The following is a 17,635-nucleotide window of genomic DNA, read 5'->3' on the forward strand; positions in this document are numbered from 1 at the left end:
TATGCACACCTCCGTTATTAGCTATAAAGTTTACTACCCACTCTTATAATTGTTGCACCTTCCTCTAAAGCAATCTTATAATCATGGCTCATACCCATGGAAAGTTCACTAAGAGTTCCTTTGAAATATTTTTCATTTAACTCATCTTTTATTTCTCTTAATTTTCTAAAACTAGCTCTAATTTCTTCCTCATCATCTACATTTGGAGCCATAGTCATAAGACCTTTAATATTTATATTTTTTAATTTCATTAATTCAGGCAGTTCTTTATAAAAATCTTCTTTTGTATATCCCTCTTTAGATTCTTCTCCACTTAAATTTATTTCAATTAAAACATCTATTATTCTTCCAATTCCTTTAGCTCTCTTATCTACTTCCTGAGCAAGAGACATTCTATTTATTGAATGAATCATATAAACATAGTCTATAATATATTTTACTTTATTTTTTTGTAAATTTCCTATAAAATTCCAATTTATTTTATCTTTATCTTCTTCTAATAATTCTCTTTTGGCTTCTAATACCTGAACTCTATTTTCTCCAAAATCAAATATTTCATTAGCCATTAGTTCTTCTAACTTAGGTTTATCCACTATTGGATATTTAGTAACTGCAACCAATTTAACTTTTTCTGGATATATAGAATGTTTCTTTATATCTTCTTGTATTTCCTCAACTCTTTTAGTTATTGTTGCCAAAAAATCACCCTCTCTCATATAAATTTTTCAAATACATTATTAGCTAAAAGTACTCCTTTTTTAGTTAATACATATCTACCATTTACTTTTTCTAAAAAATTGTCCTTTTTTAGTTCTTTATATATTTTTATATATTTTTCTTCCATACTTGGAATTATACCTTCTTCTAAAAGTCTTAAACCTAATATATGTCTATATTCTTCCAAAGAAACATTATCAACTACTTCTTTTTCTAATATTGGTTTTTCACCTATTAATATACTATCACAATAAGAATTAAATTTCATCTGATTTTTATACCTAACACCATTTAAATATCCTGAAGCTCCTAAACCGACACCTATATATTCTTCATTTCTCCAATATTTAGTATTATGCCTTGCTTCATAACCAGTTTTGCAAAAATTTGAAATTTCATAATGATGATAAGAATTTTCTTTAGCATATTTAATTATATATTCATACATGTCTGCCTCTAAATCATTGTCTGTCTCTCTATATTCACCTTTTTCTAATTTTTCATAAAATTTAGTTCCTGGTTCCCAAATCAAAGAATATATTGAAAAATGTTCTGGATTTAATTGAATCAATTTTTTCATGTCTTCTTTTACATCTTCAATAGTCTCTTCTGGTAAGGAAAACATCAAATCTAAACTGATACTTTGAAAGCCTATTTTTCTAGCCTCTTTATAAATTTTTATCCCTTCTTCTATATTATGAATTCTTCCCAATTTTTTTAAAAATTTATTATTAAAACTCTGAATTCCAATACTAAGTCTATTTATTCCAGCTTTTTTAAAATTCTTTATTTTTTCTTCATTTGCTGTTTTTGGATTTAATTCTAAAGTTACTTCTGCATCTTTTTTTATGTTTAGTTCCTTTAATATTCTTTCTACTTGTTCACCCTTTAAAAGAGATGGAGTTCCACCTCCAAAATAAACTGTGTCATAATCATATTTTGGATAAAGACGTATTTCTTCAATTAAATTTTCAACATATTTTTCAATCGTTTCTTCGTCACTTTTAAATGATAAAAAATCGCAATAATTACATTTTTTTACACAAAAAGGAATGTGAATATATATTGCATCTACCATATTTCCTCCAATATTTTAAAAAAGAGGGGATATTATCCCCTCTAGATATTAATTATAATGAATCTACAAATTCAACAAATTGTTCACTTATTTGTTTTATTAGATATTCCGCTTCTTTTTTAGATCTTCCTTTTACATAAATATAGTATTTTATTTTTGGTTCTGTTCCTGAAGGTCTTACTGTTATTAAAACATCATCCTCTAATACAAACTGTAAAACATTTGATTTAGGAAGTTGTATTGTTTTTCTATGACAATTTTCTAAATCTATTTCGATTCCTTTTTTGAAATCTCTTAATGTAATTACTTTTTTACCGATTATGTTTTTTATTTCTTTTTCTCTTAGAACAGTCATAATCTTAGAAATTTCTTTTGCTCCATCCATTCCTTCTTTTACAACAGCTACTACATCTTCACCAAACCATCCATATTTTTTATAAATCTTATCTAATTCTTCAGCTATAGAACTTCCTATACTTTCATAGTAAGCTCCAACTTCTGCAATTAATAATGATGCTACAACTGCATCTTTATCTCTAACATGAGTCCCTTTTAAATATCCTATAGATTCTTCAAATCCAAATAAATAAGTTCCATCTATTTTACCAGTTTTAAATTCTTCTATTTTTTCTCCAATATATTTAAATCCAGTTAAGGTTCTATAAATTTTTATTTTATATTCTTTAGCAATTTCATCTAACATAGGTGTTGAAACTATTGTAGAAACAACAGCACCATTTTTAGGAATATTTTTTGTATTTTTCAATATATAATCCATTAAAATCATTCCTAATTGATTTCCGTTTGGATATATCCATTCTCCAGATTTAGTTTTAACTGCTATTCCAGTTCTATCTCCATCAGGGTCATTAGCTATACAAAGATTTGCCCCAACTTTATCTGCAAGTTCTGTGGACAATTTAAATACTGTTTTATCTTCTGGATTTGCATATGAACAAGTAGGAAACATACCATCAGGAGCTTCTTGTTCTTTCACAACATTAACACTTTCAAATCCCATTTCAGAAAGGATTCTTTTAACTGGTCTTCCTGCTGTCCCATGAAGAGGCGAATAAACAATTTTAAAATCTTTTTTTCCTGGAATATCAACATTTATAGCTTCTTTTTTAACTTCTTCTATAAATCTATTATCTATTTTATCTCCTATAATTTCTAAAAGGCCTTTTTCTTTTGCTTCTTTTTCAGTTATCATTTTTATACTATTAAAATCTTCTACATGATTTACTGCTGAAATTATTCCTTTAGCTTGAGGTTCTACTATTTGTCCTCCAATATCCCAATAAACTTTATAACCATTATATTCTTGAGGATTATGTGAAGCTGTTACCATTACCCCTGATTGAGTTCCTAATTCTCTAACAGTAAATGATAACTCTGGAGTTGTTCTTAAAGATTCATATAAATATGCTTTAATCCCATTTCCTGCTAAAACTAAAGCAGTATTCATTGCATATTCAGAAGATCCTATTCTACAATCATAGGCAATGGCCACTCCTTTTTTCTTTCCTTCTTCACCTTTTTTCTTTATTATATAATTAGCTAGACCTTGAGTAGCTTTTCTTACCATATATTTATTTATACGATTGGTTCCTACCCCTCTAATTCCTCTCATTCCAGCAGTTCCAAAACTTAAATTCGTATAAAATCTCTCCTCTATTTCTTTCTCACTTAAATTTTTTAACTCTTCTTTATCCTGAGAATCAATATAGTCTGACTCCATCCATAATTTATATGTTTCCATTACCTTTTTTTTCATATAGCATCTCCTTTCTGTCCATTTCCAAAACCTATAGTTCTTATAATTTTATATCTTTTAAATATTTTTTTAATTCTTCACTTGTTTCTTTATTTCTTAGACCGAATTCTATATTTGCTTTTAGTAATCCTATTTTATTTCCAATGTCATACCTCTGCCCATCAAAATTATGAGCTACAACTTTTTTACCATTTTTTAGCATTTTAAGTATTGCATCTGTTAGTTGTATCTCTCCACCTTTTCCTGCCTTAGTTTCTTCTAATGATTTAAATATTTCTGAACTTAGAAGGTATCTTCCAAGACAAGCTAAAGTTGAGGGTGCTTCTTCTACACTTGGCTTTTCTATAAAATCTTCTACACCAACTGTTTTTTCATCTAACTGTTTATTTGGTTTTACTATTCCATATTTGCAAACATCTTTTTTATCAACATTTTGTACTCCAAGTACGCTTGCCCCGTATTTTTCGTATGTTTCTATTAATTGAGATGTTGCTGTTTTACCTTGTGTATGTACTATATCATCACCTAAAGCTATTACAAATGGCTCATTACCTATAAATGGTTTTGCTTTTAATATAGCATGCCCTAAACCAAGAGGATGAGTTTGTCTTACATAAAATATATTTGCTAGATTTGATAAATACTGTACTTTTTCTAATAATTTTTCTTTTCCTTGTTCCTTTAGAGTTTCCTCTAGTTCAAAGGAATAATCAAAATGATCTTCTATTGAATTCTTATTTCTTCCTGTTATTATTACTATATCTGTTATTCCTGATTTTACTAACTCTTCAACTATATATTGAAGTGATGGTTTATCAACTATAACCAACATTTCTTTAGGTTGAGCTTTTGTTGCGGGAAGTACCCTTGTTCCTAAACCTGCTGCAGGTATTACTGCCTTAGTTACCTTTCTCATTTTCCCCTCCTAAATCATATCCTTTTTTTATTTTATTTTAGAACCAACTTTTACTGAAGAATCTATTTCAACTAATTTAATTCTTTTCTTTTCTTCTGTACTAAGAAGCATCCCTTGAGATATTTCTCCTTTTAATTCAACTGGCTCTAAATTTAATACTGCCATTACTTTTTTTCCTACTAATTCTTCATAATTAGGATAATATTTTGCAACTCCAGATACTATTTGTCTTATTTCTTTTTTATTCTTAACTTTAAATTTTAATAATCTATCTGAATCTTTAACTTTATCCACTTCTAATATTTCAACAACTTTTAATTCAACTTTTGAAAATTCATCAATATTAATTGGATTAGCTATTTTTAAATTTTTATTTATAGGATTTTGTTCTTTTGGTTCTTTTTTTATCTCTAATCTTGGGAAAATAGGTGTCGCTTCTCCTAATTTGTGTCCTTCTTTTAATAATCCCCATTCTTTAACATTTTCTAAAAGAGCTTCTTCAATATTATCTTCAAATCCTAATTGATTCCACATCTTTTGAGCTGCTTCTGGCATATATGGAGAAATTAAAACTGCTATTTTATATAAAGATTCAACTAACATATTCATTACTCCTGCTAATCTATCTTTTTTTGTTTCATCTTTTACAAGTAACCAAGGAGAAGTTTCATCAATATATTTATTCATTCTAGAGATAAATTTCCAAATTAATTCTAATGCTCTTGAGAATTCTAATCTAGACATATGATCATCTATTTTTACTAAAATATCAGCAAACATCTCTTTTACACCATTATCTATTTCTTCTAATTCTCCATTTCCTACTATATTTTCTCCAAAATATTTTTTGTACATTCCTAATGTTCTATTTAATAAATTTCCTAAATCATTAGCTAAGTCTGCATTTATTTTTGTCATCATTGCTTTTTCAGAATAATCTCCATCATTTCCAAAAGAAACTTCTTTTAATAAGTAATATCTAAAAGCATCTACTCCATATTTTTTTATTTCATCTAAAGGAGATACAACATTTCCCTTAGATTTTGACATTTTTTCTCCTTCAGATGTCCACCAACCATGAGCTACTACCTTATCTGGTAATTTAATTCCAGCTGAAAGTAACATACAAGGCCAAATAATAGCATGAAATCTAACTATATCTTTTCCTAAAAGATGTACTACCTCTCCATTTGTCCATCTTTCTTCAAAATTTTCAACATCACTTTCGTAACCAGCTGCTGTTAAATAATTTGTTAATGCATCAAACCAAACATAAGTAATATGACCTGGTGCAAATTCTATAGGAATTCCCCACTCAAAAGTATTTCTAGATATCGATAAATCTTGTAATCCTTGTTTTATAAATGAAGTAACTTCATTTCTTCTTGAATGAGGTAATATAAAGTCAGGATTTTCATCTATATGTTTTAAAAGAGCATCCTGATATTTAGACATTTTAAAGAAATATGATTCTTCCTTAACTACTCTTAAAGGTTTTCCACAATCTGGACAAGTATCCCCTTCTGCAACTTGATTTTCAGGAACAAAAGTTTCACAAGAAACACAATATTTTCCTTCATAATCTCCCTTATAAATATCTCCTTTTTCATAAACGGTTTTCAATATTTTAGCAACTGCTTTTTTATGTCTTTCCTCTGTTGTTCTTATAAAATCATCATTATTTATATTCAAAGCTGACCACATTTCTTTAAATCTAGGAGCCATCTTATCTGTCCAAGCTTGAGGTGTAAGCCCTTTTGCCTTAGCTGTTTCTTCAACTTTTTGACCATGTTCATCTGTACCTGTTAAGAAAAAAACATCATGTCCTGTTGTTTTTTTATATCTAGCCATTACATCTGCAGCTATTGTTGTATAAGCACTTCCCACATGTGGATCTCCATTTACATAATATATCGGTGTTGTTATATAAAATTTGTTATTCATTATTTCCTCCTAATTTTTCTCTTATTATCTTTCTTATTTTTCAAGTTCTTTCTCAGCTTTTAAATTAAGTCTTATTAACTCTTCTTCCGCTAACTTTTGATACTCTTTTGTATCTACCCCCTGGGGAATATACATCCGTTTTCCAATAACACAAACCACCTTTGAAAAAGGTTTTGGTAATTGAAATTTATCCCAAGTTTTTGAAAAAACCCATTTTTTACTATAGGCCCCTCCTAAACATACAAAAGGCTTTCCTGTTTTTTGGGCAATATATATCATCCCTTTTTTAGCTTTAAAAGCTGGTCCTTTAGGTCCGTCTAGAGGAGTTCCCAAAGAATATCCTTCTTTTACTAATTTAATCATTTTAACAACACTTTTTATAGAATCTCTTCCTGAAGAACCTCTTACCATTTTATATCCCATCATTTCCAATGGAACAGCTATTAATTCTCCATCTTTGGAAGGACTTGCAAGTCCTGCTTTCTTTCCTAATTCATCTAAACAAAAAAGAGCCGTAACTAATTTATTATGCCAAAATCCACAAACATAAGTCTCTTTTCCATCTATTTTTTCTTCTTCTATTACTTTTATTTTTAGAGTCATACCTATTATTCTTAAAATAAAATATAAAAGCATTCCATAAATTTTATACATTCTATAATCTCCTAAATTCTTTATTTAAAACATTATTTATCCTTTTTTCATATACTAAATATTATATCATAATTTTAGTATTAAAAAAAGTGTCAATACATATATGTATTAACACTTTAATGTTTTTTATTTTAATTTATTTTTTACTAAAATAATCCTGGTATATTCATTCCACCAGTTACTGAAGACATTTCTTTTTCAGATAATTCTTCTGCTTGTCTCATAACTTCACTAACAGCTGAAAGAATTAAATCTTCTAACATTTCTTTATCTTCCACAGCTTCTTTTACAATTTCATCAGAAAGAGAAACACTTAAAACTTCTTTTTGACCATTAGCTTTAATAACTACTGCTCCTCCACCAACTGAAGACTCAACTTCTTTTCCTTTTAAACCCTCTTGAATCTTTAACATTTCTTGTTGCATAGCTTGAGCTTTTTTTACTATATCCATTTGATTTCCACCAGTTTTAGCAGATTTTATTTTTCTTACCACGACATTCCCTCCTAATTTTGTATTCTTAAACTACTTTTTGATTATATCATAATTTTTTAAACTATTGAAATAAAAATTTAAAATTTTATATTTGGAGCATAAAGTATAGGTCTTCTTAAAAGTTCTTCTTGTAATTTAAATTCTTCTCTATTTTTTAGCTCTTTAACTATTACATTATTTCCTATAAGATCTTTAAATATATACTTTGGAAGTATTGTTTTTAATAAAGATTCAAATTTTTCATCCTTTACTGCTTCTACAACTTTATAATCTTTTAGTTTTAAATCTTTAGCCAAATCATTTATCACTTTTTCTAAACCACCAATTTCATCAACAAGTCCTATTTCCTGAGCTTCACTTCCTAGCCAAACTCTTCCACTTGCTATTTTTTCCACATCAGAAATTTTCATTTTTCTACTAGTTGACATTTTTGTTAAAAATTCATTATAAGAACTCATACTAGAATTATAAATCTTATTTCTCATTTTAGGAGATAATTTTTTATATATTCCCATATTCATATCATATTTATTGTTTGTTAATGTTTCAAAATTAATTCCTACTTTATCAAATAATTTCGATGCATTTGGAATTATTGTTACAACCCCTATAGATCCTGTTAAAGTTTCTTTATCTGCATAAATTTTATCCCCTGCAGCCGAAATAAAATATCCTCCTGAAGCTGCCACTCCAGCCATAGATACATATACTGGTTTTTGAAATTCCTTTAATGATTTATATATCAAATCAGAAGCTAAAGCTGATCCACCTGGGGAATTTATTCTTAAAATTACACCTTTTATTTCTTTGTCTTTTTCTATTATTTTCAACTTTTCTTTTACAATCGCTGGAGTTATTATTTTTTCTACATTTTTAGGATTTTCATTTAAAACTATATTTCCTTCAAGATAAAGTATTGCTAATTTATCTTTCTTCGCAATTTCTGGTAATTTTTTTTCTTGAGAATATCTTGCTAAGTATTCTGATTTAGAAAGACAATTAGTTATTTCATTTTTTTTCAAAAAGTCTTCATAATAAATAACTTGATCAACTAATTTATTACTTTTTAAATTAGTTGCGGAGGTCATCACAAAATCTCCAGATAAAATTTCTTTACTTATTTTTTCTTTTTCTAAATGTCTTTTTCTTGAAATATCTCCAACATAATTTTCATAAAGTTTATCATATATTCTCTTTGTATTTTCCTTAAATTCCTTACTCATATGAGAATTTCTATAATTTTCTCCATAACTCTTAAAATCTCCAATATGAATTATCTCTGCTTGTAACCCTAAATTATCTCCTAGCTCTTTATAATATGGAAAATTTCCATTATATCCTGATATTTCAGATATTAAAAAATTAGTATCTGGAACTATTATATTTCTTGCCTCTAAAGCTAAAGAATAATTTCTATTATTTATAGTATCTAAATAAGCATATATTCTTTTTCCTTCTTTTTTTAATTCTCTTAATTTTACCTTTAATTCCTCTGTTTGAGCTCTATTTAATCCGTAATTATTTAATTTTAATATCAAACCCTTTACTCTTTTATCAGTTTTTATTATATTTAATTCTTTTAAAAACTCATAAAAATTTTCTTCTTTATTTAAATCAAGCAAAGTTTTTATTTTACTTTCTCCTAATGTTTTAGGCATTTCTATAACTACATATGTTTTATTTTCTATTGGAGGCAATTTTTGTTGATTTTTTATATATTTAGTTACTCCTAATATAACTAACCCTAATATAACTAACTTAAAAAAAGCTTTTCCCATTTCAATAAAAACATGTTTAAAAAAATTCTTAAATCCTTTTAATGTTTTCTTTATAATTTCCACTACATCCCCACTCTCTCTAATATTTATAGAATATACTTCCTCCTATAAATTCTTTTAATATAGAATTTGTAGGAATTAATGATTGATCAACTGTTACAAAACAACTTAACAAATCAGCTAGTTTTTTAGCCTCGTCATACTCTGGTGAATCTACTCCTATTTTTATTAATTCTTTTAAAGCAAAAGGTTTTAGAACACACAATTCATAGCTTAAGCTTGAATTAAAAATTTCATCTGCATCTTCTTGAAAAGGAAATATCCATTTTTCTTCACCTTTTCTTATGGAATGCCACATTGCTAAGGTATCCTCTCCTTGAGTTTTTCTCGAAATGCTATCCCTTACTATTCTTCTAATTTTTCTTACATCGGTAGTATGAACTCTATTATGCATATCCATATTAATTTGAGTTAAACAACTTATATATATTTTAAATTTATTCTCTCTTGGAATATATTTTGTTAACTCATCATTTAGCCCATGTATTCCCTCTATTATTATTATACCACCCTCGGGAAGTTTTACTGTTCTTGTTTTTTCTTTTCTTTCTCCTGTATTGAAATTATAAAGGGGTAACTTAGTTTCTTTCCCATCAATTAAATCTTTTAAATTTTCATTTAATAATTTTATATCTAAAGCTTCTATTGTTTCAAAATCTTTTTCTCCATTTTCATCAAGAGGAACATTAGCTCTTCCTATATAGTAATCATCTAATGAAATAGCTAATGTATCTACCCCACAAGTTTTTAAGTTAAGTAATAATTTTTTAGAAAAAGTTGTTTTTCCTGATGAAGAAGGACCTGCTATTGTTATTAACTTTACATCTTTTTTTTCAATTATTTGATCAGCTATTGAAGCTATTTTTTTATTATGTAAAGTCTCATTTAATAAGATTAATTCTAATATTTCATTATCAAATATTTTTTTATTAATACTTCCTGCATAACTAATCCCCATTATTTTGGCCCATAAATTACCTTCTTTAAAAGCCTTTGATATTTTAGGAGTGTCATTTATTGGAGCAACTTTCCAATCAAATACTTCCATTGGAGTCTTTAATATAAATCCATTATGATATTTATATATTTGGAAATCTCTAACTATTCCTGTTGATTTCCCAGGGCATATATAAAAATAATCCCTATAATCTCCTATCTCAACCTCTTTTATTTTAGACCATCCACAGTTTTCAAGCAACAATTTTATATCTCTTCTTTCAATAGCTTTTGCCTTTAATTTTAAATCATCACTATCCTCTGTTATTAAATTTATTGGTATATCCTTTTCTACTATTTCATCCATTCTGTTATGAATTTTTTCGTAGTCTTCTTCCTGCAAAACAACTATTTCTTCTTTATCATAAACTTCTCCATAAGAACCATTATTTAAGGAGTTTTGTAATTCTACCTCATATTCTGGATATAAATCTTTTACGGCTTTTAAAAAAACTAATTTCGTTGTTTCGTATTGTCTACCTTCTATCACTTGTTTCATAAACCACCTCTATAAAATTTATTTTCCTTATTACTAATAATATCCTTATTTTATCATTTATGTTTTTAAATTTCAATTTTTTCAATACTTTTAATTCTTTTAATTTTATTTTTTTGCATAAAAAAAGGGCCGTCTAAGTCGTCATCACCTAAACAGCCCTTTACAATATTCCGATCGTACAACTCACCTACCTTTCCTAAGACATATCTACTAACAAAACACATCTATACGTTAACTTCGCCGCTATATATTTATCCCATCTTCTGTCATAATTTCTCTTTCTTTGGTAATTCTCATCTATTATTTCATGACTGATTCATTATATAGAATTCTAGTCCTCTTTCAAAAGAAAAACTAATTTTACAAATAACTACTAATAAAACTAACCATTTCCTAAAATAAGAATTCTCAATTTCTATTTCTGTACCTCTCTTCTTCTTTGTTACTTTACTTCTTTGTTACTTTACTTCTTTGTTACTTTACTTCTTTGTTACTTTACTTCTTTGTTACTTTACCTCTTTGTTACTTTACCTCTTTGTTACTTTACCTCTTTGTTACTTTACCTCTTTGTTACTTTACCTCTTTGTTACTTTACCTCTTTGTTACTTTACCTCTTTGTTACTTTATTCTATTGTCACTTCCTTGTTACTTGTGATCTTTAATGGAATAAATATAATATTTATTATTTCATCGGACTCACCTCCAAAATAATCTTTATTTTTTAATCTTTATCCTCCTTCTTGTAATACATTTATACCCTATGTTTTTATTTTTGTCAAGAATTTTCAATGGTTTTTGTATATAATATTTCTATGCTAAATATACACTATATATATTATTTTTCTATAATAAAAAAATATCAGCACCTAGAACCTAGGCGCTGACACTAATATTTATTAATTTTTTTTATAAACCATTATAATATAAATTTTCACTTGAGAAAACTGGATCACAAGTTATTTCGATTCCAATTTTACCCATTAACTGATCATCAGTTTTTCCTAAAATTGTTGTAGAATGAGCTTGACATCCTCTTAATTTATTTAATTCATTAATAGCTTTTGCAGCTCTTTCATCTGTAACTGCACATATTTTTAATGCTATTAAAACTTCTTCACAATTAAGCTGAGTATTTTTATTTCTGAAATTATTCATTTTTAATTCAATAATTGGTTTTGTTATTTCTTCAGATATTAAATGAATAGCATCATCTATTCCTGCACAATATTTTATAGCATTTAATATTGCTGATGCTGGAGCGCACATTGTTTCAGATGCTTTTCCTGTAATAATTTTTCCATCTTCTAACTCTATCGCCACTGCTGATTTTTCTTCAAAACTATCATTTAATTTTGAAAGTCTCTCTCTAGCAGCTACTAAAACTTTTCTATCTTCTTCTTTTAATCCAACTTCTTCCATAATAAGTTTAGCTCTTTCTAAAGATTTTTGATCAGCATGTCCTTTTTTATAATCACAACCTGTTTTTAAATATCTTCTTATTATTTCTTGATTAGAAGCTTCTCTTACTACAGCATCGTCTACAATTCCAAATCCTACTCTATTTACACCCATATCAGTTGGAGATTTATATTCAGACTCTTTTCCTGTAATTTTTTCAATTATTCTTTTTAAAACAGGGAAAGCTTCAATATCTCTATTATAGTTTACTGATGTTTCACCATATGCTTCTAAATGGAAAGAATCTATTAAATTAACATCTTGTAAATCAACAGTTGCTGATTCATAAGCTATATTTAATGGATGCTTTAAAGGTACGTTCCAAACAGGAAATGTTTCAAATTTTGAATATCCTGCTTTTTTCCCTCTTCTATCCTCATGATATAATTGACTTAAACAAGTTGCTAGTTTTCCAGAACCTGGTCCTGGAGCTGTAACTACTACAATTGGTTTTGTTGTTTCTATATAAGGATTTTTTCCATATCCTTCTTCACTAACAATTGTATCAACTTCTGTTGGATAACCCTTTGTAGCTCTATGTTTATAAACTTTAATTCCTCTATGTTCTAATTTATTTATAAATACTTTTGTCGCTGGTTGATCATCAAATCTTGTAATTACAACACTGTTAACTTGTAAATCATAATTTCTTAAATCATCAATAAGTCTTAATACATCCATGTCATATGTAATTCCAAAATCTCCTCTTATTTTATTTCTTTCAATATCTCCTGCATATACACAAATTATTACTTCTACTTTTTCTTTTAGTTTATGTAATAATTTTATTTTTGCATTTTCATCAAAACCTGGAAGAACTCTTTTTGCATGTAAATCATAAAATAATTTTCCTCCAAACTCTAAATAAAGTTTATCATAGTTGTTAACTCTTTCTAATATAAATTTTGATTGCTCCTCAAGATATTTATTGTGATCAAATCCTATTTTCATTCTCTTCTCCTTATTAGTTATTCCTCTATTATTCCCATTACATCTTTTCTATAAACTTTTAATGCCCTTCTTAATATTATCATTGCATTTTCAATGTCATCTACATTTGTACAAAATGAAAATCTAACCTCTTGTTCTCCTTTGCCCTCAGTTTGATAGAACCCTGGTCCTGGAGCAAGTAATATAGTTTGATTATCATATCTATATTCATTAAGTAACCATTTTGCAAATTTTTCTGCACTATCAACAGGTAATTTTGCAAAGGCATAAAATGCCCCGCAAGGTTTTGAACAAACAACTCCTGGCATTTTATTCAAATAATTAAATAAAAGATCTCTTCTATTTTTATATTTTTCTCTTACATCTTCTACATAACTATCCATTGTGTTAATTAAATTAGAAGCTGCATGTTGCTCTATTGTTGATACACAAAGTCTTGCTTGACAAAACTTTAAAATTTCTTTTAATAACTCTTCATTTTTAGTAGCTATAAGACCTATCCTAGCTCCGCAAGCACTATAATGCTTAGAAATACTATCTACTAAAACCACTCTATCCTCTAATTCTGGAATGTGAGTAAATGAAAAATATTCAACATCATCATATATAAATTGTTTATAAACTTCATCTGCAATTATATATATATCATATTTTTTAGCAATTTCACCTAACATATAAATTTCTTCTTTTGTGTAAACAGTTCCTGTTGGATTAACTGGATTAGAAATCATAATTGCTCTTGTTTTTTCATCTATCAAACTTTCAATAACCTCTCTACTTGGTAAATGAAACTTTGTTTCAATAGTTGTTTCTATTGGTTTTACTACAGCTCCTGCAAATTTGCAAAAACTCGAATAATTAGAATAGAAAGGTTCTGGAATTAAAACATTATCTCCTTCATTACAAATAGCCATCATTGTAAAAAAGATTGCTTCACTTCCCCCTTGAGTTATTAAAATTTCATCAATACCAAAAAATGTTCCCATTTTTTCATAGGTAGCTTTAAAACTTTCTCTCAATTTTTCTAATCCTCTTGAGTCTGAATATTTTACAATTTTGTCACTAAAACTGTGTAGTGCTGTAAAAAATGTATCGGGAGTTACAATATTAGGTTGTCCTATATTTAGAGCGTAAACTGTTACACCTTCTGCTTTAGCAGCGTCGGCTAGTGGTATCAACTTTCTTATTGGTGAATAGTTCATTGTTGATGCTCTTTGTGATATATGCATATTTCTCCTCCTTAATTTTTTAATTTACTTAAATATTCTTTTTTTTAATTACTAGATATTATATCATATATTCCATATAAATATAAAGATGATTTTTAAAAAATTTAATAATTATAAAAAGTGAATTAAACATCAAAATTTCAATTCACTTTTAATTATTTTAATTTATTTAGTTTAGTTCTACTTTAATGTTACTGTTGAAATTTTCTGATGTCATATTATAAACACTATCGATTATTCCAACTCTTAAACTAGCATTACCTTGTCCCTCACTTAATCTAGACTCAGCTATTTCTCCTGAAATTCCCATGATAGAAACTCCTACTGTAGCTGCTAAAAAATTATCTTGTTGTGCAGCACAAGCACTTCCTATAAGCGAAGCCGTCATACATCCTGTTCCAGTAACCTTTCCAAGAATAGCTGTCCCATTATTTATTTTAGAAATTCTTTTACCATCTGTTACAATATCTTGCTTTCCTGTTAAAGCAATTACAGTATTTAATTTTTTTGCTAAATCTAAAGCTATTTCATCTGCATTTTCTAATGCTTCAACAGAGTCCACTCCTCTATTATTTTTATTTTTTATTCCTGCAATAGATTTTATTTCAGCCATATTTCCTTTTATAACTGCAAAATCAACATTTTCTATTAATTTTCCAACTAGTTCCATCCTAGCTTTTGATGCCCCTGCTCCTACTGGATCTAAAATAACTGGTTTCCCTAATTTATTTGCTATTTTACCAGCTTTAACTACCATTGTCTTCATAGATTTATCCATTGTTCCTATATTTAAGACTAATGCTGATGAAAAAGAAAGTATATCCTCTAATTCTTCTTCGCAAAATGACATTAAAGGAGAAGCTCCTAAAGCTAAAGTTATATTAGCACAATCATTTATTGTTACCATATTTGTTATATGAAAAACAATTGGCTGTTTTTCTCTTATCTTTGTAATTATATTTCCTAATATTTTTTCTTCCATATTTACTCTCCTTTTATATAAGATAATAAAACTTCACTGGCTTTTTTTATATCTTTTTTCCCTAATATTTCAGATATTATAGCTACTCCATCTGTCCCAGTCTTCATTACTTCTTTTATATTATTTAAATGTATACCTCCAATTGCAACATTTGGAATATTTATATAATCTACAATCTTTTTAAGTCCTATTATTTCAAGAGGTTTATTTATATCATCTTTTGTTGTTGTAAAGAATATTGTTCCTATCCCCACATAATCAGCTCCACCTTCTTCAGCTAATCTAGCTTCTTCAATATTCCCAACTGAGACACCTATTATTTTATCTTGTCCTAGTATTTTTCTTGCATATTTTAAATCATTATCACTTTGTCCTATATGAACCCCTGTTGCATCAACTAATTTAGCAATCTCAATATTATCATTTATAATAAAAGGAATATTGTACTTGTCTGTTATTTTTTTTAATTCTCTTGCTATTTTTAAAAATTCTTCATCACTGATATGTTTTTCTCTTAATTGTACTATAGTTGTTCCACCTAAAATACTCTCTTCAACTGCTTTATTTAAATCTCTTCCACTTAAAATATCTCTATCAGTAACTAAATACATAGAATAATCTATATCTTTCTTATTCATATCTTACTCCTGCTTTTTTATATAAATCTACAAAATGTCCAACTGGTCCAACTCCATGACCTATTGGAAATGAATTTCTAATAGCTTCTGTTATATATTCTTTGCCTAGTCTAACACTTTCTTCTATAGAAAAGCCCTTTCCTATTAAAGATGCAATTGTAGAAGATAAAGTACATCCTGTCCCATGAGTATTTTTAGTGTCTATTCTACTTCCTTCAAACTTTACTACTTTTCCATCTTTTAAAACAAGAACATCTGTACAATTGTCAAGTCTATGTCCACCCTTCATTAAAACATTTTTAGCCCCTAATTTTTGAATTTTTCTAGATGCTTCTATCATATCCTCTTCATTTTCTATTTTCATTCCAGCTAAAATTTCTCCTTCTGGAATATTAGGAGTTACTAATTCTCCTAAAGAAATAAATTTCTTTAAAGCTTCTATTGCTTCATCTTTTAATAATTTATATTCACTTTTAGAAACCATAACTGGATCAATAACTATGTTTTTAGCTTTATATTTTTTTAAAGCTTTTCCAATAGTTTCTATTATTTCACTACTAGATAACATTCCTATTTTAACAGAATCTACATCTATATCTTCAAATATAACTTCTATCTGCTTTTCTATTATCTCTTTTGAAATCTCTTGCACTCCAAAAACTCCCATTGTATTTTGAGCTGTCACTGCAGTGATTATACTCATTCCATAAACACCCATAGCACTCATAGCTTTTAAATCTGCCTGAATCCCAGCTCCTCCACAACTATCTGACCCTGCAATTGTTAAAACTTTTTTCATATCTAGCCTCCATAACATTTTAAGTTTTCTTATAATCAATCACTTTTTATTATAGCATAAAAAAAAAGAGGTTTTCCCTCTTTTTTTATTTTATCTTAAATGAATTTTATTATCTTCTAAACTATCTATAATTGCTAAAGATTTTAAATTTAAACCAGCTTCTTTTAATAGCTTCCCTCCAGCTTGGAATCCTTTTTCTACAACTATTCCAACTCCTACAACTTCTGCTCCTGCTTCTTCAACTATTTTTTTCAAGCCTATAACTGCATTTCCCATAGCTAAAAAGTCATCTACAATTAATATTCTGTCTCCTTTATTTATAAACTCTTTAGAAACTGTAATATTATAATCTTTATCTTTTGTAAAAGAATGAACAACAGTATTATAGCTTCCTTCCATTGTTGAAGGTTTATTTTTTTTAGCAAACACCATTGGAACTTCAAAAGCGTAAGCAGTTGCTATTCCTATAGCTATTCCTGAAGCTTCTATAGTCAAAACTTTATTAACTTTTTTCTCTTCAAATTCTTTTTTGAATTCTTTTCCTATTTCATACATTAGATTAGGATCTATTTGATGATTTAAAAAGCTATCAACCTTTAATAGAGCTGAATTTTTTACACTTCCTTTTTCAATTATCATTTCTTTTAGTAATTTCATTATTATAT

Annotated in this window: 15 protein-coding genes; all 15 read right to left on the minus strand. The window is 27.6% G+C overall.

From position 1 onward, the window contains the following. Nucleotides 1-17 precede the first annotated feature (17 nt). The 15 genes from Q7K47_02950 to Q7K47_03020 all read right to left on the minus strand — a co-directional run bounded on the left by Q7K47_02950 (nucleotide 18) and on the right by Q7K47_03020 (nucleotide 17,627). Nucleotides 18-698, minus strand: coding sequence for a YggS family pyridoxal phosphate-dependent enzyme (locus Q7K47_02950; protein MDP0506165.1), 681 nt, complete (start codon nucleotides 696-698; stop codon nucleotides 18-20). A gap of 14 nt (nucleotides 699-712) precedes the next feature. After that, complete coding sequence (hemW, locus tag Q7K47_02955; GenBank protein MDP0506166.1) at nucleotides 713-1,795, minus strand: radical SAM family heme chaperone HemW; 1,083 nt, start codon at nucleotides 1,793-1,795, stop codon at nucleotides 713-715. Between the two features lie 52 nt (nucleotides 1,796-1,847). Then, nucleotides 1,848-3,572 (minus strand): phospho-sugar mutase, encoded by a 1,725-nt coding sequence (locus Q7K47_02960; GenBank protein MDP0506167.1) that lies wholly within the window; start codon nucleotides 3,570-3,572, stop codon nucleotides 1,848-1,850. Nucleotides 3,573-3,612: 40 nt separating this feature from the next. Beyond that, nucleotides 3,613-4,488, minus strand: coding sequence for a UTP--glucose-1-phosphate uridylyltransferase GalU (gene galU, locus Q7K47_02965; GenBank protein MDP0506168.1), 876 nt, complete (start codon nucleotides 4,486-4,488; stop codon nucleotides 3,613-3,615). 27 nt (nucleotides 4,489-4,515) lie between these two features. Continuing rightward, a complete protein-coding gene (gene metG / locus Q7K47_02970; protein MDP0506169.1) occupies nucleotides 4,516-6,432 on the minus strand; it encodes a methionine--tRNA ligase in 1,917 nt (638 codons plus the stop codon). Nucleotides 6,433-6,465: 33 nt separating this feature from the next. Beyond that, nucleotides 6,466-7,086: a lysophospholipid acyltransferase family protein gene (locus Q7K47_02975; protein MDP0506170.1), complete on the minus strand. Its 621-nt coding sequence runs from the start codon at nucleotides 7,084-7,086 to the stop codon at nucleotides 6,466-6,468. Between the two features lie 146 nt (nucleotides 7,087-7,232). Further along, the gene (locus Q7K47_02980; GenBank protein MDP0506171.1) at nucleotides 7,233-7,580 is read right to left on the minus strand and encodes a YbaB/EbfC family nucleoid-associated protein; all 348 of its coding nucleotides are present in this window, start codon (nucleotides 7,578-7,580) and stop codon (nucleotides 7,233-7,235) included. 77 nt (nucleotides 7,581-7,657) lie between these two features. Next, nucleotides 7,658-9,421: a signal peptide peptidase SppA gene (gene sppA / locus Q7K47_02985; protein MDP0506172.1), complete on the minus strand. Its 1,764-nt coding sequence runs from the start codon at nucleotides 9,419-9,421 to the stop codon at nucleotides 7,658-7,660. 16 nt (nucleotides 9,422-9,437) lie between these two features. After that, entirely contained in the window at nucleotides 9,438-10,913 is a 1,476-nt protein-coding gene (locus tag Q7K47_02990) for a nucleoside kinase (GenBank protein MDP0506173.1), read from the minus strand. 906 nt (nucleotides 10,914-11,819) lie between these two features. Next, a complete protein-coding gene (locus tag Q7K47_02995; protein MDP0506174.1) occupies nucleotides 11,820-13,322 on the minus strand; it encodes a DUF1846 domain-containing protein in 1,503 nt (500 codons plus the stop codon). A gap of 17 nt (nucleotides 13,323-13,339) precedes the next feature. Then, nucleotides 13,340-14,551 carry a pyridoxal phosphate-dependent aminotransferase gene (locus tag Q7K47_03000; GenBank protein MDP0506175.1) on the minus strand — a complete coding sequence of 404 codons (1,212 nt, stop codon included), beginning with the start codon at nucleotides 14,549-14,551 and terminating at the stop codon, nucleotides 13,340-13,342. A gap of 169 nt (nucleotides 14,552-14,720) precedes the next feature. Continuing rightward, nucleotides 14,721-15,533, minus strand: coding sequence for a hydroxyethylthiazole kinase (thiM, locus tag Q7K47_03005; protein MDP0506176.1), 813 nt, complete (start codon nucleotides 15,531-15,533; stop codon nucleotides 14,721-14,723). A gap of 2 nt (nucleotides 15,534-15,535) precedes the next feature. Next, entirely contained in the window at nucleotides 15,536-16,171 is a 636-nt protein-coding gene (thiE, locus tag Q7K47_03010) for a thiamine phosphate synthase (protein ID MDP0506177.1), read from the minus strand. Further along, entirely contained in the window at nucleotides 16,164-16,970 is an 807-nt protein-coding gene (gene thiD / locus Q7K47_03015) for a bifunctional hydroxymethylpyrimidine kinase/phosphomethylpyrimidine kinase (GenBank protein MDP0506178.1), read from the minus strand. The genes thiE and thiD overlap by 8 nt, the downstream gene beginning before the upstream one ends. A gap of 90 nt (nucleotides 16,971-17,060) precedes the next feature. Beyond that, nucleotides 17,061-17,627, minus strand: coding sequence for a xanthine phosphoribosyltransferase (locus Q7K47_03020; GenBank protein MDP0506179.1), 567 nt, complete (start codon nucleotides 17,625-17,627; stop codon nucleotides 17,061-17,063). Nucleotides 17,628-17,635 lie beyond the last annotated feature (8 nt).

Origin of the sequence: Fusobacterium sp. JB019, from assembly GCA_030673965.1 — a bacterium.
Taxonomy (GTDB): Bacteria; Fusobacteriota; Fusobacteriia; order Fusobacteriales; family Fusobacteriaceae; genus Fusobacterium_B.